The following is an 18,787-nucleotide window of genomic DNA, read 5'->3' as shown; positions in this document are numbered from 1 at the left end:
CCCCCTCCCCGTTGAGGTTAAACCAATCATCTTAGGCACGCCTAAAACGTTGGCACTACACAAAATTTACAGATACCACGGCCCCGCATAAATTGCCTAGCGGGGCCGCAAACTAACCGGCGTAAACTATTTGGTGACGGCGTTGTTTTTGAGAAATTCAAAAACTTTGCGTTCGCCCAAGGTAGCCATAATGTGCGCTTTGCGTTCGTCAAAGAAAACCTTAATTTTCTTTTCTTCGGCTTTGTTATTGGCGCTGGCTAAGCTCTTGTCCAGTTCGGCTTTCCAATCCGCTTCCGTGGCTTCCAAATTTTCTTTTTTGGCAATAGCGTGGATGATATACCCTACGCGCAAGTCCTTTTCCACAGACGGGCGGATGCGTTCTTCAAAACTTTTGCGCTGTTCGGCCGTCAGCTGTTCCGGTTTCATTTTGGTCATGCTGGTGACAAAGTTGCGCAAGGAAGATTCCGTATATTCTTCCACCAGGCTTTGCGGCAAATCAAAGTGATTCATTTTAATCAAATGGTCTTCAATTTCGGCCGTTTCGGCGCGGCGGGCGTTTTGTTTGGCTTCTTCGTCCAGGCTTTCTTTTACTTTGGCTTTCAGCGCGTCCAAGGTATCAAAACCCATGTCTTTGGCAAAAGCATCGTCCAATTTGGGCAATACTTTGTTTTTAATTTCGTCTACGGTCACTTCAAAAGACAAGGTATCTTTGCCTTCTTTGGTTTCGTAAGATTTTTTATCGCCTTTTTTGAGCCCTTTAATGGCATCTGCCAAGCCGGGCATGGTTTGCGGGGCGGCCATATCAATCAGTTCGCTATCGGCAGACAGTTTGTAGTCGTCTTTGCCGTTTCTTTGGCCTTTGTAATGCACCACGGCATAGCATTTGTCGTCAATAACGGCGTCATCCGCGGTGTTTTCCAAGCGGGCGTTGGCATCCAAAACGCGGTCCAAATTTTCCTGCACTTCGGCATCCGTGGCGGTTTCGGCCTTTTTGGTTAAGGTAATGCCTTTGTAATCTTTTACGTCAAATTCCGGCGCAACATCTACGGCAATTTCAAAATTGAAGGCTTTGCCGTCATCAAAAGCGGCAAAATCACCTTTGGTAAGCACCGGCACGGCCACCGGGTTCAATTTGGCTTGTTCCATAGCCGCGGTAATGGCGGCTTTTACCGTTAAATCCAAGGCGCGTTCTTTAATATGGCCGCCAAAATTTTGTTTGACCAAATCCAGCGGTACTTTCCCGGCGCGGAAACCCTGCATTTGGGCACGGGATTGCACCTGTACGGCGGCATTTTGAAAGCATTTGCTTACCAGAGCGGGGGTAGCTTCTACGGCTAAAGTGACCTTGCAGCCTTCTTTAGACAGCTGTTTGGCTTTTACGTCACCCGCTTCTGCGGTTTTGAAAATAGACATGTCTTACACTCCTGTTTTTGGTTCAAAAAATGGACGGAGAGGGACTTGAACCCTCACGGATTGCTCCATACGCTCCTAAGGCGTACGCGTCTGCCGATTCCGCCATCCGTCCGTTTTTTTATTAAAATTATTTACACGAAAAAAGCAGGCCGGCCAAAGTGCGCCCCCAAGCAATATACCTATCTGCCCGGGAGGCCCCTTACTTAGCGGCCCATACATTTATTTATTATACCATATTTGCAACCGTAAATTGCCGGGCCCCCGCATACACGCCGGGAACCGCAAAAAAATATTCCAAATAGCTAAACCCATCAAACGGGTGGACAAAACGGGCGCAATAATAACGTGTCAAAAACATCGGTGTATACAAAAAAATAGAAAGGGAATGAAAAGCTGAAAAGTAAAAAGTGGGCCATGTGAGGCTCGAACTCACGACCTTACGCTTAAGAGGCGTCTGCTCTACCAACTGAGCTAATGGCCCGTCACAAGTATACTTTAATTATAGCAAAAAACGCAGTATTTGTTGCGTTTTGCCCGGGCGGGCAAACGGCAGAACGGCTCTGCCTACGGCGTTTTAATATAATTTTATTTTACCATATTTTGCCCCAAATGTGCAAAACTATCCCGCGGGCAGAAGTGCTTTCAACTTGCTATAATAATAGAATATCTTAACCTTATAAGGACACAAAATGAATAAATGGAAAACCCTTCTTGCGCTGGTTGCCGTTAGTTTATTGGCGGCTTATCCGGCGCACTCCGCCGGCGACCCTTTCGCCATTTTTGACGATATTGACGCCATGATGGAAGACAACGCTTTAATGGAAGCGTCCAACCGCTATGAATCCATTATGCTTACGTTCTTTCCGGAGCGGGCCACCTTGCTGGGGTTTGAATCTGCCAATACGCAGTTAGATACCCGCACCCCGGCGCGTGACCAAGCCGCCCTGCTGGCCCTGCAAAGCCTGCAAACCGCCATTAAAGAAATGCACGGCGAAAAATTCTCCCCCGCCAAACGCACGGATTACGCCTTGTTAAAAGCCCGCGTAAATTACGAAATTTGGCAACTAAACCGCAACCGTTTAACTACGGACCCGCTTTACTACACCCAAGCGTATGATGCGGTATATGATTTACTCCTAAAGCGTTTAAGTTTACAAACCCGCCAGAACGAAGCGCTCTCTGCCCGCTCGGCCGCGTTGGCCCAAACCGCCACTGAAGCCCGCCAAAACTTAAAAGCGCCGTCTGCCTTTTTGGCCCAACTGGCTATGGAAAAAGCCTATTACGCCTATCTGGCCTATGAGCAAGTTTCCCACCACCTGCAAACCCAAGCGCAAGACGACCTATCCCGGCAAGATGCGGTTAAAAAAACCAATATCGCCCGCAAAAACTTAAAAAATATGTTTGAGTATTTTAAGGCGCTTTCCCAGCAAGAAGAAACGCCGGATTTCCGCCTGGGCGAAAAAGACTACTTATTTGTGTTGCAAAATAAATACTTTATTACGGATTCTCCCTCCGCCCTGCGCAAAGCGGCCCAACGCCGCCTGTTGGAAGCGCGCAAAAACCTGCAAGAAGCGCTGGAACCCTTTACGGTCAGTGCCGACGAAGAAGCCGAAGTAATTACCGAAGACGGCTCCGCCCCGGTAAAAAAGGCCAAAAAGAAAAAACGCAACAAAAAAGCGCCCTTGCCCACCGCGGCTGATTTTTACACCATAAAAAACCGCCTGGCCTTGGACGCAAGCACCAACAACATCTTATTTTCTATTGCGCAGGAAGCCCAAAACGCGGCCGATTTTTTGGCAGACCGCAACGCCGTAAAAGCATTTAAGGGGCCGTTTAATGTGCAAGCCCTGCCTGCTTATTTTGCGTATATGCAAGCCTATAAATTTGTGCCGCCTTACGGGGCGCAAAACTTGCCGACGGACGACTTTTTTGTCCGCTTGCCCACCGGCAACGCACTGGCCAAACACAAAATGGCCGTGCAGGACTTAAACCCCTCTGCCCGCAAGCTGATGATTGCCGGGGAATTGGTGCCCGGGCGCTATTATAAATCGGTTCAGCAAAATGCGTTGGGCGGCATACGCAAACGCTACGGCGTGCCTACGCTCAATAACGGTTGGAGCGTTTACGCCCAGCACACCGCGCAAGAGGCCGGATACATTATCACCGATACGGACAACCTGTTTTTGGCCTTTGAAGACTACCGCCGGGCCGCCGCGGCCGCCGTGGATGTAAACTTGCACTTGGGGCAATTTTCCTATGCGGATGCCATGACCTTTTTAACCCAGGCCAACGGGTTTGAAAAAGAAGAAGCGGAAAAAATCATCAAATCCGCCACCGCACTCCCCGGGGAAGCGCTTTCTTATCCCGTCGGGTACGAAACGCTTAAAACCCTGCGCCAAAAATACCAAAAGAAACAAGGCGCACGCTTTAACGCGGCGGATTTCAACGCGCGCATATTGGGCATTGGGGATATTCCCCCCGCCCAGCTTTCCAAAGCGTTGGAAGATGCTTACAAAAACAAGAAATAAACCGCTTTTGAACGCACAAAAATCCGGGCCTGCCAAACGCAGACCCGGATTTATTTTATAGTTTTTAATCCTTATTTTTCCGGCGCGGGCAGGGGTAAACTTTTCAAAAACGCCAGGGCATCTTCTTTGGTGACTACTTTTCCATCCACCTGTGCATCGGCCACCTTTTCCAGCAGTTCCCCCACTTGCGGGCCCGGTTTTATGTCCAGCGCCTGCATAATTTCCCGCCCGTTAATTAATTGGGTGGGTTTTATTTTTTTGGGTTGTTCAAAATACTTTTTAAGCAGTAAGGAAAGCACCTGCAAATGCCGCAGGGTTTTGCCGATATTGGCCGTTTTTTTGGCGCGTTCCAAACTCATCATCCGCTCCCCGCTACGGGGCAAAATACGCCTAAGTTGGGCATCCGTCACATAACTGGTGTAATCACTCCAACACAACAGCAAAAGCGGCAGGGCGGCATCCCCCAAATCCCGGAAAAAGTGATACGCGCCGCGGTCCGTAATTACATCATTACTGGCCAAATTGCTCGGGCGCAAATGCTCCGCAATCATGGCGCAAATCAGGCGCATATCCGCCCGGCTGTAATGCAATTTTTCCAGCTCTTTTTTGGCCATACGCGCGCCGCGTTCTTCGTGATAAAAAAACCGCAGGCGGTCCCCCACCACTTTGGCGGTGGACGGCTTGGCTAAATCGTGCAACAGGGCGGTCATCTTAAAAAGGGCTTTATCTTGCGCCAACGGAGCCAGTTTTTTGGCATATTTAGGGAACGCCTTGGGTAAATTATCCAATAAAAATTCCATACGCCGCAGGGTGTTTAAGGTGTGGGTCAGCACGCCGCCTTTGCCGTAGTAAACCTCGGCACAGGTGCGTTGCGGCTCTAACGCCGGGAAGACCGCCGTCAAAAGCCCGCACTTATCCATCAGCACAACATTTTCGTACGCTTGGGAGGTGTTAAACAAGCGCACCAGTTCTTCCTGTATGCGTTCCCCGGCGCTCTGCCAAATTAAAGAGGCATCTTTTTTAATTTGCCGCAAAACGCTCCCGTCTATGGTAAATTTTAACTCCGCCGCACAGCGAAAAGCCCTTAGCATCCGCAAAGGGTCCTGCGCCAGCACGCGCGGGGAATTTAAGCGGATTACCCGCTCCCGCACCGCCTGCATACCGTTGGAATAATCCACAATTTGCGCGCGGCGCAACCCCTTTAATAAAACGCGGGTTTTGCCGTCTTGTTTTTTAAGGGAAATTTGCACCGGCGCCGTGGTGGGATAGGCCAGGGAATTAAAAGTAAAATCCCGGCGCAACAGGTCTTCTTTCAGGGTTTTGCCTTGCCAAGCCGAAAGGTCAATTTGCAACCCTTCCCGGCGCGTGACCAAGCGCCACACGCCGAATTGGGGGTCCATTTCAAACACGGCCGCGTGCAATTTTTTAGCCAGTGCAAGAGCCGTTTTTTTAACCTCTTCTTTCGGTAAAGTAAGGTCTATATCGCCGGACCAGCGTTTTAATAAACTGCTACGCACAATGCCCCCCACATAGTGTGCATTGGGGGCAGTGCGTTTAATAACCGCGGCGATAGAATCCGTCATTTACATTCCTTCTTCCGTATTTACTTGGCGCTGGGCCAATTTGGCAATAGCGTCTTTGCGCAGTTCCCGCTTTAACACTTTACGCAGGGCATTTTTGGGCAATTCTTCCACAAATTCAAAAAGGCGCGGGCGTTTGTAGTTATCCAAATGCGTTTTTAAGAATTTGTTAAATTCGGCATCCGTAATTTGCGCGCCTTCTTTTTTAACCGCATAGCATTTTATAAATTCGCCGCCGCGGCCGTCCGGCACGCCGATAATGGCACATTCTTCTATGGCCGGGTGTTCGCAAATGACGGCTTCCACCTGGGCAGAAAATACTTTCAGCCCTTTAATGATAATCATATCTTTCTTGCGGTCTTTAATAAAAATAAAGCCGTCGTCGTCAATCACGCCGATATCGCCGGTTTTGAACCAGCCGTCGTCGGTAAACGCATCGTGGGTGGCTTTTTCGTTGCCCAGATAGCCCTTAAATACGTTGGGGCCTTTAATGCAAAGTTCCCCCTCTTTATTGCGGGGCATTTCCTTGCCGTCTTCGTCCAGCACAATCACGCTTACGGCCGGAATAGCCGGGCCGACGGATTTGATTTTTTGGAGTTCTTCCGTATTTACACTGACGACCGGGCTGGTTTCCGTTAAGCCGTAGCCTTCCAAAATCGGCACGCCGATTTTCTTTTCAAAACGGTCTTTAATATCCTGCGTAAGCGGAGCCGCGCCGGACACCGCAAAGCGCACGTTTTTGAACGGCCAAAAGCGCAAATAAAGCTGTTTGAGCCCTTTGGCTTCTTTGGAAAGCACCGCATAAATTTGCGGCACGGCCAAAATGACGGTCACTTTTTCGGCCCCCATGGCGCCCAACCAGTGGCTGGCCGGCATAATGTTGGCCACAATAACCACTTTTAAGTTTAAGTACATGGGGATAATCACGCACGCCGTCCACGCAAAAGAGTGGAACATCGGCAGTAAACACAAGAAAACGTCGTCGTCCGTAATCTTAAAAATCTGCGCGCAGGAAATGACATTACTGGCCAAATTGCCGTGCGTGAGCATAGCGCCTTTGGGCAAGCCCGTGGTGCCGGACGTATACAAAATAAAGGCTAAATCTTCCAGCCCGGCGGCCGGATTGGCGGTTTCTTCGTGGAAGGTGGATTTTTCCACCTGTTCCCAGAATTTTTCCACAATCGGGCAGTCTTTGGCGGACAGCGGGATTTCGTCCGTCGTAAAAATGGTTTTTAATTCGGGCAGTTCCGGCAAAATTTTTACATAATGGCGGATAAATTCCGCTTGCGTGACAACGGCTTTTGCGCCGGAGTCTTTCAAAATATAAATCAGTTCTTCGGGCTTGGTCACCATAAAGTTCATGGGGATACACACCGCGCCCAATTTATATAAACCGAAATTGGTGGCTACTACATTAATGGAATTGCGGTGCGCCACAGCCACGCGGTCGCCCTTTCTAATGCCGTGTTCAAATAACATATCGGCAATACGGTCCACCTGCACAAGAAGTTCCCGGTAAGTAATGGAACGCTTGGTTCCGGCTTCTACCAAAGCCACTTTTTCCGGGTAGCGGAACGCACTGTCAGCTAAAGCGGTATATAAATCTTTACGTCTAATCATAGCTCTATCCTCTTTTTAGGTACAAAAGACCTCTTTTCTTTATTGTAGTAAAAATCAGCCCTGGCGCGGGTCCAAAATATCTCTGAAAGCGTCGCCCAGCAGGTTCCAACCCAACACAAACAAGAAAATCGCTCCGCCGGGGATAAACACCGTGTGCCAATACGCCAGCGTATTGCCGGACGTCCCCAACACCCAGTTGCGCGCCATGGCAATTAACTGCCCCCAATCGGCCGTGCCCGGCTGAGCCCCCAACCCCAAAAAGGAAAGCGAGGCCGCCGTCAGCACAATATACCCAATATCCAAACTGGCTACCACCACGGACGGATAAATAGAATTGGGCAGAATATGGCGCAACATAATCCGCGGGCCGCGCGCGCCTAAAGCCCGGGCCGCCGTCACATAATCGCGCTGTTTGACGGACAAAATATCCCCGCGCACCAACCGCGCGTAAGACGGCCACGCCACGGCAGTCAGGGCAATCATCATATTGCGTATATCCGGCCCTAACATGGCGGCAATAACCATAGCCAGCACCAAAGACGGCACCGCAAACACCACGTCCGTCAGGCGCATAAGCACTTCGTCCAGCGCACCGCCGAAATACGCCGCCGCGCCGCCCACCAACATACCGATTAAAAACGCAAAAAAGGTGACGCTAATGCCAATCTTAAACGCCAGCCGGGCCCCCCATACCACGCCGTAAAACAAATCATACTGCTGTTCCGTCGTGCCGAACCAATGTTGGGCAGACGGCGTTTGCGGCGCAATATCATAACTGCTCTGCGGCATTTGATACGGGTTATTGGGGTTTTGTGCCGGGGCCAACAGCGGGGCAAACAAGGCCACCAGCCCGAAAAAGCACACCAACACCAACCCGAACAGGGAAGTTTTATTTTTTATAAAACGCTTAAAAATACGGTTTTCTAACATTTGTTAATCCAGCCGAATACGCGGGTCCACCGCCGTATATAAAATATCCGAAAGTAAATTACCCAACACAAACAACACCGCCACCATCAGGGAAAACCCCATAATGCCCGCAATATCCAACTGCTGTGCGGCAATAACGCCAAAGCGGCCGATACCGGGGTATTCAAAAATCGTTTCCACAATAACCGTTCCCCCCAACAAGCGGATAAACTGGATACTGGCCAGTGTAATCACCGGGATAATAGCATTTTTGCCCGCGTGTTTATAAGTGACGGCGCGCTCCGTAAGCCCTTTGGCGCGGGCGGTGCGCACATAATCTTTGCCTAATTCTTCCAACATACTGGAGCGCATTACGCGCACCATCAGCGCAAAAGAGCCAATGCACAACGTGACCGCCGGCAGCACTAAATGGGATAACACATCCCCAAACACCCGCAAATTACCGTTAAGCAGGGCATCCACCAACAAAAACCCGGTATAAGTATGGAAATTCCCGCTATGAACCACCACATCCGTATAGACGGAGTAGCCGCCGGGGGCAAACCAGCCGAGCTTGCCGTAAAAGAGCATGAGTAATAACAAGCCCAACACAAAAATCGGTAATGAAAAGCCCCCCACGGAAAACAACCGCGCGGCCACGTCCTGCCACTTATCCTTTTTAACGGCGGACACGCACCCGAACCACACGCCGAAAAAGACCACCAAAATAATCGTCACTACCGCCAGTTGCACCGTAGCGGGCAAATAGGCTTTAATGGCTTGGGATACCGGCATATTGGCACTTTGGCTGTATCCCAGGTCCCCTTTTAAGGCGTTGCCCAACCAGCGGCCGTATTGCTTAAACACATTGTCCCGCAACCCGTATTTTTGGATGACTTCTTCCAAAGAGCCCATTTGCCGGGGGTCTTTGATGTATAACGAGGCGCGCATTTCCGGGCTGAGCCGCTGGGTTAAAAAGAAAAGCAGAAACGTCACCCCTAAAATAACCAGGGGCAACAATAACAAGCGGCGCAAAATGTAATTAAACATACGGTACAATATCCTTCCTAAAAATTATTTACGGTAATTCAGCACCGTATCCAACACGGTTTTGAATGCGGTAAAAAACGGTTTTAGCTCCAAATATTCGTTTGTGGTGTGGCAGTTTTGCACGCCCACCCCCAAATTGGGCAACGTAAACCCATAGCCGGAAAGCACATTGGCATCACAACCGCCGCCGGAACCCACCGTACGCAAGTTGACCCCTTGGCGTTTGGCGGCCGCTTTGACTAATTTTACAATGGGCGCCTGTTTGGAAACCTGCACCGCCCCATAACGCGAAGTGGCCTTAAAAGTAATATGCGGGCGGATGGTTTTGCCGTCCACGGTTTTTACAAATTGCGCGGCCGCCGCGTTCAAACAATCCTCAATATGGGCCAGCTCTTTTTCCAGCTTTTTAGGGCATAAACTGCGGGCTTCGCCTTTCAAATAGATTTCGTCCGTCACCACGTTGGTAGCCGTTCCGCCGGCGCGGATAATGGCAAAGTTGGCAACGGTATCTTTATTCACGCGGCCTAACTTCATTTTGGCTAACGCCTTGGCGGCTACTTCCACGGCGGAAATGCCTTTTTCCGGGCAAACGCCCGCATGGGCGGCCACGCCTTTAATCCACACCTCAATATCGCTTACGCTGGGGCCTTGAATCAGCAGTTCGTCGTGGGCTTCGTTATCCAAAATGAGCCCCTCGCGGCTTTTTAAGTGGGAATAATCTAAATTTTTAGAGCCGCACATCCCGCGTTCTTCCGTTAAAGTAAACAGCACTTCCACCGGCGGATACGGCTTTTCCTGCTCTTTTAAGGTGGCCAGTAATTCCAAAATAATGGCTACCCCGGCTTTATCATCGCCGCCTAAAACGGTGGTGCCGTCACTGGTGATACGCTCTTTTTGCACGACGGGTTTAACGCCTTTGCCCGGAGTGACGGTATCCAAATGTGCGGCCAACAAAATGGGCTCGCTCGGGGCCGTGCCCGCAAAAAAGGCCATCACGTTGCCTTGGGCGTTGGTTTCATATTTTTCCCCGGCGTTATCCACATACACGCGGGCGCCTAAATCCTGCAATTTGCGCACCACTAATTCCTGCATGGGGCGTTCAAAATAAGATTCACTGTCCGTGCGGACCAGTTCCAAAAAAGTATTTAATAAGCGTTGTTCATTCATATTTTTTGCTCCTATATCAGACGGCAAACGCGCTTTTATGTTCCTTAAACGGCAGTTTGGCGCACGCGCACCAATGCCCCGGGCAAGCCTCGGCCAAAGTTTGCGTACAGCGGCATTGGGCCCCGGCATATTGGCACCGCGCGGCAAACGGACACGGGTGGTTTTCCATCCCTTTTTTTACGCTGAGCGATACCGGCTCCCGCTTTTTTTGGTGGGCGGGATTGGGCACCGGCACGGCGGAAAGCAAAGCCTCCGTATACGGGTGTTGCGGGTTGGAAAACAGCTCCTCGCTGGGGGCATATTCCAAAATTTGGCCTTTATACATCACGGCAATTTCGTCACACAAAAAGCGGGCCACGGCAAAATCGTGCGATACAAACAACATAGATAAATGCCGCTTTTCTTTAATTTCTTTTAATAAATTCAAAATTTGCGCCTGAACCGACACATCCAACGCGCTGACGGGCTCGTCGGCAATTAAAATTTTAGGGTCTAACGCCAACGCCCGCGCAATAGCAATACGCTGGCGTTGCCCGCCGGAAAATTCATGCGGATAGCGGTTCAAATGCTCCGGCGAAAGCCCCACGGAGCGGATTAAATCTTCCAGCACTTTTTGGCGTTCTTCGCGCGGTTTATGCAAACCGTGTATATCTAGCGGCTCGCTGATTAACTGCCGCACGCTCATGCGCGGGTCCAAACTGGAGTACGGGTCCTGAAACACCACCTGTACAAAACGGCGCAATTTTTTGAACCCGGCTTTAGATAATGTGCTTACATCCTTGCCGTCCACAATCACGCGGCCGGAGGTGGCTTTTTCCAACCCCAGTACAATTTTGGTAAGCGTAGTTTTCCCACAGCCCGATTCCCCCACCAGGCCCAACACTTTATTTTCTTTCAGGGTAAGCGTAATCCCGCGCAAAACAGGGGTAGTGTCCTGCTTACCGAAGGATAAAAACCGCTTGCGCGTATACGTTTTATATAAATGGGTAATTTCTACCGGGTTCATAGGGGTTCCTTTACGTTCCAACAGGCCACGGCGCGCGGGCCGAACTCTTTTAGCGGCGGGCGGGCTTCAAAACATTTTTTAACCGCTTTGGGGCAACGCGGGGCAAACGGACAGCCGGCTACCTCGCGCCCGGGCACCGGCGGATAACCCGGTATAGCGGGCAACACGTCCGCCTTTTTATGCACGGACACCAGGGAATTTAACAACCCCTGCGTGTATGGGTGGAGCGGGCGCGCGAACAAATCTTCCACCGGGGCGCGCTCCATACAAAGCCCGCCGTAAAGCACTAATACGTCGTCGGCCACGTCCGCCACCAGTGCTAAATTATGGGTAATAAACACGGCGGAAAGCCCGGTTTGGCTTTGCAATTTTTTAATCAAGCGTAAAATTTGGGCTTGGATAGTCACATCCAATGCGGTGGTGGGCTCGTCGGCAATTAGCACGTCGGGCCGCAACGCAAGCGCCATGGCAATCATTACGCGCTGGCACATGCCGCCGGAAAATTGGAACGGATACGCATAATAGCGTTTGGCCGCATCCGCAATGCCCACTTTTTTTAACAGCCGCACCGCCGCGGCGTGCGCGCGGAGCTTGGACATTTTGGTATGGGCTAAAATAGTTTCGGTTAATTGGTGCCCCACGGTAAAAACCGGGTTTAGGCTGGTCATGGGGTCTTGGAAAATCATAGAAATACGGCTTCCGCGCAGTTTGCGTAATTCGGCCGGAGGCAAATTTACCACATCTTTCCCCCGGAACCAAATATGCCCTTGGGTAATGCGGGCCGTAGGCGGCAACAGGCGCAGTAGAGAAAGCGCATGCACCGTTTTACCGCTGCCCGATTCCCCCACCACCGCCAACACTTTCCCTTTGGGGAGCGTATAGGACAACCCTTTTAATACTTCAACGGGGCCGTCCTCGGTAGTAAAAGAAACATGCAAATCCTGCACGTCCAAAACGGGCATAGTATCACTCATACTATTATTATAGCAATTTAGCCACACCGTCAAACTAAATTAAAAAGGCCCCGCCGCGCGGGAAAGCGGGCAGGGCTCTTGAAAAGCTCCGCGGCTATAAAGCGGCAGGTTCCGGGCAGGCTTGCTGGCGGCCGTCCGTACAGCAATACTCGCTGGGGGTTTCCGTACCGCAAAAATCGGTGCAGAGTTCTTCCCCGGCGGAATTTAAGCCGTGGCAGGTTAAATCCTTGGCCTGGTAGTATTGTTTCAGTTCATAGTCATACTGCAAAGTGCCGCTAGAGGCATAACGCCGCGCCGTCACGTTGCCTTGGGTAAAAGCGGTTTCCGGCTCTAACACAATGGCAAAGCCGTTGCAGTTGGCCCCGGTGACTACGTCCCCTTTGGTGTAATACACACTGCCCTGCGCCCCTTGCGGCGCTACGGATAGCCCGCGGTAATCCTGCGCGTAGCGGTTAAATTGCATAAATTTATGGCGCTGGGTATCGGCCACCGTGCCCAACAAGTTTTGCGCTTCCGCCATGCGGGAACGCTCCACCGCCTTAAAATACTGCGGCAGTGCCATACCGGCCAAAATACCTATAATTAATACAACTACTAATAATTCAATTAAAGTAAAACCTTTTTTCATAAAACCTCCTACAATTTATTCAGTGTACAAAATCCGTTTTTGAACCGTCAACACGCAAGGAACGCATATTTGCTAAACTATATATATGGGAAAACGGACCCTTTTATTATTAACAGTTTTAATTTTTTGTGCGGCCGGGTGCGCCAAACGGACGGACGTGACCTTGCCGGACGGTTTTACCGTTCACGCGCGCGTGGCCGATACGCCCCAAAAAATAGAAAAGGGCCTGATGTTTGTAAAAAAACTAGCCCCGGCAGACGGTATGCTGTTTTTTATGGAACAAGACGAAATGCAAGCGTTCTGGATGAAAAACACGCTGATAGATTTGGACATCATTTTTATTGCGCCGGATAAAACCGTCCGCCAAGTGCATGAGCAAGTGCCCCATTCCTACACTTACACGCCGGAAAGTGACGTTGCCGTTGTGTACGGGCAGGGCCAATATGTGTTGGAACTGCCGTCGGGCGCCAGTGCCAAGCACGGCATAAAAACAGGCAGTAAATTACATTTTTCCACGGACACCAAATGAAAAAACTGATTTTGTGCGCCTCCTTATTATTCGTTGCGTTCCCCGCGTTTTGCACGGCGGCGGACGATTACTCCGTTTTGGAAAAACGCGCGCAGGATTATTTAACCGCGCTGATTAACATTGACACTTCCGAGCCGGAGCCGAACGAAACCGAAGCCGCGCGGTTTATTTACAAACAGCTCAATAAATACGGCATTGATTGGGATATTTTAATCCCGCGGCCGGGGCGCGCCAACATTTTGGCCCGCTTAAAAGGCAGCGATTCCGCCCAAAAGCCGCTTTTGTTAATTTCCCATTTAGATACCGCCTCCGCCGCCGAAAACTGGACGTATCCGCCCTATAAAGCTACGTTGGAAAACGGCAACATTTACGGCCTGGGCTCCACAGATGCCAAAAATTACACCGCGGTTTATTTAGCCTTGTTTACCTGGATAAAAGAGCATAAAATCCCCTTAAAAAGAGATGTCATTTTCCTGGCAACCTCCGGCGAAGAAGTAGGCAGTACCACCGGGCTAAAATGGTTAGCGGACGAGCATTGGGCCCAAATCAACCCCGCCTTTGCCTTAAACGAGGGCGGCGGAATTATCCGCGATAAAGACGGCATTTCCATTGTGTTTGCGGAAGCCTCTACCAAAATGTATATGGATATAAAAATAACGGCTTACGGCACGGCGGGCCATTCGTCCATGCCGTCGGACGACAACGCGGTGTACCGCCTGTCCCAAGCGCTGTCTAAAATTTCCCAATACAACGCCCCGGCGCGGATGACCCCCACCACATACAAATTTTTCAAAGCTATTGCCCCCCTGCAAGACGAAGACGCCCAAACCACCATGCACTTTTTACTGGGTGCGGACGAAAAAAACCGCGCCATGGCGGCGGAAATTGTGGCGTTGGACCCGTTTTTCCGCACGCAATTAAAAAACACCATTACCCCCACCGTGCTGACGGGCGGCAAGGATAGCGGCGCCACCAGTAGCGAAGCCTCCGCCCTGTTAAACGCGCGCCTGTTGCCGGGGACGGACCCGGACACTTTTTTGGAAGAATTAAAAAAACTGTTTGAAGGAGATGACGAAATTAGTTTAGAAGTAGTAGAACAGCCGGAATTGCCGTTCCCCGCCCCGATGGACGGGTCCGACCCGCTGTTTGCCTCTATTGAAAAAGCGGGCGACCGTTTGGTGCCCCATTCCATCACCGTACCGGGCATGAGCCCCGCCTCCGGCGATAGTGAATTTCTGCGCCGCAAAGGCGTTATTACCTACGGGTTAGGCCCCAATATGGACCCCACCCAAGAAAACCGCACCCACGGGGCGGACGAATTTATCAGCGTGAAAGATTTATCCGACCAATTAAAATTTGTGGCCAGTGTGGTGTATGATTTTGCCGCCGGGCAGGAATTTCCCCTTCCAGCAGTAAACGAAAAATAGCATTATGAACCACCAAGAAACCTTAAAAGAGTTGCACCAATTTGCACAGGCCGAACGGACCGAATACCATATTTACCATTATTTGGCCCGCCGTGAAAAAGACCCCCACAACCGCCGCACGCTGGAACAACTGGCCGAAGAAGAAGCCACCCACTATAAGCTGATTCTAAAAGAAAGCGGCGTAAGCGCGGAGCCTAACAAAACCAAAATTTTTATTTATACGCTTTTAGCGCGGGTACTGGGGCTGACGTTTGCCATTAAACTGATGGAAAACGGCGAACACGGCGCGGTAAAAAATTACTCCCAATTTACCGAATACCCCGCCATACGGGATTTAGCCCGCGACGAAGACGCCCACGAACAAAAATTAATTGTGTTAATTAACGAAGAACGCCTGGCCTATATGGGCAGTGTGGTGTTGGGGCTTTCGGACGCGCTGGTTGAATTTACCGGGGCATTAGCCGGGTTTACTTTTGCATTAAGAGATACCAAACTGATTGCGCTGACCGGGGCCATTACGGGTATTGCGGCGGCGCTTTCTATGGCCTCTTCGGAATATTTATCTTCCAAATCCGAGGACGAGGGAAAACACCCGCTGAAAGCCGCCCTGTATACCGGGGTGGCGTATGTGTTTACGGTGGCCGCGCTCGTCAGCCCGTTTGCACTGCTTTCCAATGTGTTTGTGGCGTTGGGGGTGATGTTGGCGGCGGCGCTGTTATTAATTGCGGCGTTCTCGTTCTATTATGCGGTAGCCCGCGGGGAAAACTTCCGCCGCCGCTTTACGGAAATGGCCTGCTTGAGTTTTGGCGTGGCAGGCGTGAGCTTTTTTATCGGCTACCTGCTCAAAACGCTTACCGGCATTGAAGCCTAAAAACAAACTCTGCTGAAACTAAAACATAAATTCTGCTGAAACCTAAAAACACCCCGCCGGGTATAAAACCGGGCGGGGTGTTAAACTTACTCAAGCATTTAGCTGATTAGTTGTCGGTGGGAGCGGCACAAGCGGTGGAAGAACCGTTGTTGCAGCAAGAAGCCACCGGCGTATCAATACCGCAGAAGTCCGCGCACAGTTCAGCCCCGGCAGAGTCGGCAGTGGCATTGCAGGTGACGTTATCACTCTGATAGTAGCGTACCAAGTTGTAATTGTATTGCAAGGTGCCGCTGGCCGCGTAGCGGGTAGCCGTAGCTTTACCACCGTGGGCCCCACCAAAATCAGTGCCGGACAAAGACACACCAAAGCCGTTGCCACCCGCACCGGTTGTCGGGTTGCCTTTGGTATAGTACAAGGCACCAGTAGAACCTTTCGGGGATACATCCAATCCACGATAGTCCGTTGCAAATCTGTTGGTTTGCAAGAATTTGCGGCGCTGCGCTTGGGCAATGCTCCCCAGCAAGGTGTCGGCTTCCGTCATGCGGGAGCGTTCCACCGCTTTGAAGTATTGCGGCATGGCCATAGCGGCCAAAATACCAATGATGAGTACCACCACCAGTAATTCAATCAGGGTGAACCCCTTATTCGTTTTAATCATATTTCCCTCCTTTTGGGAATAAACAACAAGGTGGGCCGATTCAAGGGTACTGTAGGAGTTTTTATATAACCTTGCTCGGCCCATATTGCCACTGTATCAAAAAAAAAAACGAGTCAAGCCTTTTTTAATTTTTCCCCGTACAAACACAAAACGGCGGGCATTTTGCGCAAGCAAACACAGGTTTATTTTTGCCGGGCAACAACGGCACCAAAAAATAAAAACAGGCGTTCTTTTACCAGTGCGCAAAGTGGTATAATATATAGGTAAGGCGGTTTACCCCTCAAATTTTTCCGCCCGGAGCATGTATGATTAGACAAGGCAAATTTTACTTTACGTCGGAATCCGTTTCCAAGGGTCACCCGGATAAAGTATGCGACCAAATTTCCGACGCGGTTTTGGATGCTATTTTAGCTAAAGACAAAACCGCCCGCGTGGCGTGCGAAACCTACATTACCAGAGGTTTGGTAGTAGTAGGCGGAGAAATTACCACCCGTACTTGGGTGGACGTGGAACAAATCGCCCGTCAGGTAATTAAAGATATTGGCTACACGGACGCAAAATTTGGTTTCAACGGCGATACTTGCGCCGTGGTAAACGTAATCGGCAAACAATCGCCGGACATCAGCCAAGGGGTAGATGTGGGCGGCGCGGGCGACCAAGGGTTAATGGTAGGCTACGCCGTGGACGAAACATTGGAATATATGCCGCTTTCTTTGGTGCTGGCCAACAACATTTTGAAAAATTTGGAAAAAGCCCGCAAAGAAAAAACCCTCCCTTATTTGGGGCCGGACGCCAAAAGCCAAGTGACCGTGGAATATGTGGACGGTAAACCTGTCCGCGTGGATACCATTGTGCTTTCCACCCAACACACGCCCGAAATTTTGGATAAAACCGGCACTAAAATTACCGAAAAATCCAAACGGGAAATTGAAACCGTGGCTATTTTGCCCATAGTAAAAAAATGGATTGATAAAAATACCAAAATTTATATCAACCCCACAGGTAAATTTGTTATCGGCGGGCCGCAGTCCGACACCGGGCTCACCGGCCGCAAAATTATTGTGGATACTTACGGTGGGCGTTGCCCGCACGGCGGCGGCGCTTTCTCCGGCAAGGACCCGACCAAAGTGGACCGCTCCGCCGCGTATATGGCCCGCTATATTGCCAAAAACATTGTAGCCGCCAAATTAGCCAGCGAATGTACCGTGCAAATTGCTTATGCCATCGGGCGCGATGAGCCCGTCGGTTTTTATGTAGATACGGACGGTACCGGCAAAATTGCGGATGAAAAACTGGCCGAAATTGCCCGCAAAATTTTCCCGCTTACCCCGCGCGGAATTATTGAGCATTTCAAATTAAGAAACCCCATTTATCTGCAAACGGCCGCTTACGGCCACTTTGGCAGAAAGGGTTTCCCGTGGGAAGCTACCGATAAAGTAGCCGCCCTGCTAAAAGCCGTTAAATAATTTCAACCCCGGGTTTTTAACAGGCCCGGGGTTCTTTTAGGAGAAACCTTGTGATAAAATCCCGCGTTCAACAAGCCGTAGACCGCCGCGCCAAACACGGCTACAACTGCGCCCAGGCCGTTGCCTGCACTTATTGTGATTTACTGGGTATGGACGAACCCACCGCCCTGCGTGCCCTGGAAGCCTTTGCCGGAGGAATTGCCGCCAGCGGGGCCACCTGCGGGGCCGTCTGCGGGCTTATGGTATTAACGGGGCTAAAAAACAGCTCCGGCAACTTAACGGACCGTTCCTCCAAGGGCGCCACCGTGCAAGCGGGCGCTAAACTGCTCAAACAGTTTGAAAACTGGAACGGCTCCTCCCTCTGCCGGGAATTAAAAGGCATTTCCACCGGGCGCGTACTGCGCTCCTGCTCCGGCTGTATTGCCGATTGCGCCCGCCTGGCGGAAGAATTTTTATTTGCGGGGCAATTTGAGCCGTATTCCCCCCGCCACGATAAGGAGTAAACGATGAATCTGAAAGTTTGTATGATTGTGACCGACGGTTTTGAAGAAATTGAAGCCGTAGGAACGTATGCCATTTTGCGCCGCGGCGGGCTGACGGTAGATGTGTATGCGCTAAACGGCGCGCAAGCCACCGGGCGCTTTGGGCTCACCTGCGCCCAATTAAAACCGTTTGATACGTTGGATGCCGCCCAATATGCCGCGCTTATTTTGCCCGGCGGGCCGCAATACAAAGCGTTGGAAGCCCACCCCGGCGTGCAACAACTCATTAAAACCTTTATGCAGGCGGATAAATATGTGTGCGCTATCTGCGCGGGGCCGACCCTCTTGGGCCACGCCGGCTACTTAAAAGGCCGCAATTACACCTGTTTTACCGCCATGGACGAAGACTTCGGCGGGCACTATCAGCCGGATTACGCCGTGCAGGACGGGCGCATTATTACCGGCAAAAGTGCGGCGGC

Annotated in this window: 17 protein-coding genes and 2 tRNA genes; 7 read left to right on the top strand and 12 right to left on the bottom strand. The window is 50.9% G+C overall.

Going from position 1 to position 18,787, the window contains the following annotated elements; genetic code table 11:
• Positions 1 to 126: 126 nt before the first annotated feature.
• The 3 genes from tig to ACQY18_RS04100 all read right to left on the bottom strand — a co-directional run bounded on the left by tig (position 127) and on the right by ACQY18_RS04100 (position 1,894).
• On the bottom strand, positions 127 to 1,413 hold the full coding sequence (tig, locus tag ACQY18_RS04110) for a trigger factor (protein ID WP_428038957.1): 1,287 nt from the start codon (positions 1,411 to 1,413) through the stop codon (positions 127 to 129).
• 30 nt (positions 1,414 to 1,443) lie between these two features.
• A tRNA-Leu gene (locus ACQY18_RS04105) sits at positions 1,444 to 1,525 on the bottom strand.
• Between the two features lie 296 nt (positions 1,526 to 1,821).
• A tRNA-Lys gene (locus ACQY18_RS04100) sits at positions 1,822 to 1,894 on the bottom strand.
• A 208-nt stretch (positions 1,895 to 2,102) separates the two neighbouring features.
• On the opposite strand from ACQY18_RS04100, the gene ACQY18_RS04095 reads away from it, so the two are divergent.
• On the top strand, positions 2,103 to 3,941 hold the full coding sequence (locus tag ACQY18_RS04095) for a DUF885 family protein (RefSeq protein ID WP_428038956.1): 1,839 nt from the start codon (positions 2,103 to 2,105) through the stop codon (positions 3,939 to 3,941).
• Positions 3,942 to 4,012: 71 nt separating this feature from the next.
• On the opposite strand, the gene ACQY18_RS04090 is transcribed toward ACQY18_RS04095, so the two are convergent.
• The 8 genes from ACQY18_RS04090 to ACQY18_RS04055 all read right to left on the bottom strand — a co-directional run bounded on the left by ACQY18_RS04090 (position 4,013) and on the right by ACQY18_RS04055 (position 12,875).
• The gene (locus tag ACQY18_RS04090; RefSeq protein WP_428038955.1) at positions 4,013 to 5,524 is read right to left on the bottom strand and encodes an HD domain-containing protein; all 1,512 of its coding nucleotides are present in this window, start codon (positions 5,522 to 5,524) and stop codon (positions 4,013 to 4,015) included.
• A complete protein-coding gene (locus ACQY18_RS04085) occupies positions 5,525 to 7,141 on the bottom strand; it encodes a class I adenylate-forming enzyme family protein (RefSeq protein ID WP_428038954.1) in 1,617 nt (538 codons plus the stop codon). It lies immediately after the preceding gene.
• Between the two features lie 54 nt (positions 7,142 to 7,195).
• A complete protein-coding gene (locus ACQY18_RS04080) occupies positions 7,196 to 8,071 on the bottom strand; it encodes an ABC transporter permease subunit (RefSeq protein WP_176777264.1) in 876 nt (291 codons plus the stop codon).
• A gap of 3 nt (positions 8,072 to 8,074) precedes the next feature.
• The gene (locus ACQY18_RS04075; RefSeq protein WP_176777265.1) at positions 8,075 to 9,100 is read right to left on the bottom strand and encodes an ABC transporter permease subunit; all 1,026 of its coding nucleotides are present in this window, start codon (positions 9,098 to 9,100) and stop codon (positions 8,075 to 8,077) included.
• Between the two features lie 24 nt (positions 9,101 to 9,124).
• A complete protein-coding gene (locus ACQY18_RS04070) occupies positions 9,125 to 10,267 on the bottom strand; it encodes a M20/M25/M40 family metallo-hydrolase (protein WP_428038953.1) in 1,143 nt (380 codons plus the stop codon).
• A gap of 16 nt (positions 10,268 to 10,283) precedes the next feature.
• Positions 10,284 to 11,273 carry an oligopeptide/dipeptide ABC transporter ATP-binding protein gene (locus tag ACQY18_RS04065; protein WP_176777267.1) on the bottom strand — a complete coding sequence of 330 codons (990 nt, stop codon included), beginning with the start codon at positions 11,271 to 11,273 and terminating at the stop codon, positions 10,284 to 10,286.
• The gene (locus tag ACQY18_RS04060; protein WP_428038952.1) at positions 11,270 to 12,247 is read right to left on the bottom strand and encodes an ABC transporter ATP-binding protein; all 978 of its coding nucleotides are present in this window, start codon (positions 12,245 to 12,247) and stop codon (positions 11,270 to 11,272) included. Before ACQY18_RS04060 ends, ACQY18_RS04065 begins: the two co-directional genes overlap by 4 nt.
• A gap of 94 nt (positions 12,248 to 12,341) precedes the next feature.
• Positions 12,342 to 12,875 (bottom strand): type IV pilin protein, encoded by a 534-nt coding sequence (locus ACQY18_RS04055; protein ID WP_428038951.1) that lies wholly within the window; start codon positions 12,873 to 12,875, stop codon positions 12,342 to 12,344.
• A gap of 85 nt (positions 12,876 to 12,960) precedes the next feature.
• Here ACQY18_RS04055 and ACQY18_RS04050 point away from each other — a divergent pair, with 85 nt between their 5' ends.
• The 3 genes from ACQY18_RS04050 to ACQY18_RS04040 are packed head-to-tail and all read left to right on the top strand — an operon-like array spanning position 12,961 to position 15,702.
• Positions 12,961 to 13,404 carry a DUF192 domain-containing protein gene (locus ACQY18_RS04050; RefSeq protein ID WP_428038950.1) on the top strand — a complete coding sequence of 148 codons (444 nt, stop codon included), beginning with the start codon at positions 12,961 to 12,963 and terminating at the stop codon, positions 13,402 to 13,404.
• The gene (locus ACQY18_RS04045) at positions 13,401 to 14,831 is read left to right on the top strand and encodes a M20/M25/M40 family metallo-hydrolase (RefSeq protein WP_428038949.1); all 1,431 of its coding nucleotides are present in this window, start codon (positions 13,401 to 13,403) and stop codon (positions 14,829 to 14,831) included. The genes ACQY18_RS04050 and ACQY18_RS04045 overlap by 4 nt, the downstream gene beginning before the upstream one ends.
• A 4-nt stretch (positions 14,832 to 14,835) precedes the next feature.
• Positions 14,836 to 15,702, top strand: coding sequence for a VIT1/CCC1 transporter family protein (locus ACQY18_RS04040; protein WP_428038948.1), 867 nt, complete (start codon positions 14,836 to 14,838; stop codon positions 15,700 to 15,702).
• 106 nt (positions 15,703 to 15,808) lie between these two features.
• Here ACQY18_RS04040 and ACQY18_RS04035 read toward each other — a convergent pair whose 3' ends face one another.
• Complete coding sequence (locus tag ACQY18_RS04035) at positions 15,809 to 16,360, bottom strand: type IV pilin protein (RefSeq protein WP_428038947.1); 552 nt, start codon at positions 16,358 to 16,360, stop codon at positions 15,809 to 15,811.
• Between the two features lie 305 nt (positions 16,361 to 16,665).
• Between ACQY18_RS04035 and metK the strand changes: the two genes are divergently transcribed.
• From metK to ACQY18_RS04020, 3 genes are all read left to right on the top strand, one after another.
• Positions 16,666 to 17,826: a methionine adenosyltransferase gene (gene metK, locus ACQY18_RS04030; RefSeq protein ID WP_176777272.1), complete on the top strand. Its 1,161-nt coding sequence runs from the start codon at positions 16,666 to 16,668 to the stop codon at positions 17,824 to 17,826.
• Between the two features lie 50 nt (positions 17,827 to 17,876).
• Positions 17,877 to 18,329 carry a C-GCAxxG-C-C family protein gene (locus tag ACQY18_RS04025; protein ID WP_428038946.1) on the top strand — a complete coding sequence of 151 codons (453 nt, stop codon included), beginning with the start codon at positions 17,877 to 17,879 and terminating at the stop codon, positions 18,327 to 18,329.
• Between the two features lie 3 nt (positions 18,330 to 18,332).
• Positions 18,333 to 18,787, top strand: a 455-nt coding sequence (locus tag ACQY18_RS04020) for a DJ-1/PfpI family protein (RefSeq protein WP_428038945.1), incomplete at its 3' end; no start/stop codon positions are given.

The sequence above is a fragment of the Candidatus Avelusimicrobium faecicola genome, assembly GCA_900540405.1.
Lineage (GTDB): Bacteria > Elusimicrobiota > Elusimicrobia > Elusimicrobiales > Elusimicrobiaceae > Avelusimicrobium > Avelusimicrobium faecicola.
Note: the sequence above shows the minus strand (reverse complement) of the source record. Positions and strands in the feature narration are given on the sequence as shown.

Bases quoted from the DNA above. Each gene is read 5' to 3' on its own strand.
- tig (WP_428038957.1), bottom strand. From the start codon at position 1,413: ATGTCTATTTTCAAAACCGCAGAAGCGGGTGACGTAAAAGCCAAACAG.
- ACQY18_RS04095 (WP_428038956.1), top strand. From the start codon at position 2,103: ATGAATAAATGGAAAACCCTTCTTGCGCTGGTTGCCGTTAGTTTATTG.
- ACQY18_RS04090 (WP_428038955.1), bottom strand. From the start codon at position 5,524: ATGACGGATTCTATCGCCGCGGTTATTAAACGCACTGCCCCCAATGCA.
- ACQY18_RS04085 (WP_428038954.1), bottom strand. From the start codon at position 7,141: ATGATTAGACGTAAAGATTTATATACCGCTTTAGCTGACAGTGCGTTC.
- ACQY18_RS04080 (WP_176777264.1), bottom strand. From the start codon at position 8,071: ATGTTAGAAAACCGTATTTTTAAGCGTTTTATAAAAAATAAAACTTCC.
- ACQY18_RS04075 (WP_176777265.1), bottom strand. From the start codon at position 9,100: ATGTTTAATTACATTTTGCGCCGCTTGTTATTGTTGCCCCTGGTTATT.
- ACQY18_RS04070 (WP_428038953.1), bottom strand. From the start codon at position 10,267: ATGAATGAACAACGCTTATTAAATACTTTTTTGGAACTGGTCCGCACG.
- ACQY18_RS04065 (WP_176777267.1), bottom strand. From the start codon at position 11,273: ATGAACCCGGTAGAAATTACCCATTTATATAAAACGTATACGCGCAAG.
- ACQY18_RS04060 (WP_428038952.1), bottom strand. From the start codon at position 12,247: ATGAGTGATACTATGCCCGTTTTGGACGTGCAGGATTTGCATGTTTCT.
- ACQY18_RS04055 (WP_428038951.1), bottom strand. From the start codon at position 12,875: ATGAAAAAAGGTTTTACTTTAATTGAATTATTAGTAGTTGTATTAATT.
- ACQY18_RS04050 (WP_428038950.1), top strand. From the start codon at position 12,961: ATGGGAAAACGGACCCTTTTATTATTAACAGTTTTAATTTTTTGTGCG.
- ACQY18_RS04045 (WP_428038949.1), top strand. From the start codon at position 13,401: ATGAAAAAACTGATTTTGTGCGCCTCCTTATTATTCGTTGCGTTCCCC.
- ACQY18_RS04040 (WP_428038948.1), top strand. From the start codon at position 14,836: ATGAACCACCAAGAAACCTTAAAAGAGTTGCACCAATTTGCACAGGCC.
- ACQY18_RS04035 (WP_428038947.1), bottom strand. From the start codon at position 16,360: ATGATTAAAACGAATAAGGGGTTCACCCTGATTGAATTACTGGTGGTG.
- metK (WP_176777272.1), top strand. From the start codon at position 16,666: ATGATTAGACAAGGCAAATTTTACTTTACGTCGGAATCCGTTTCCAAG.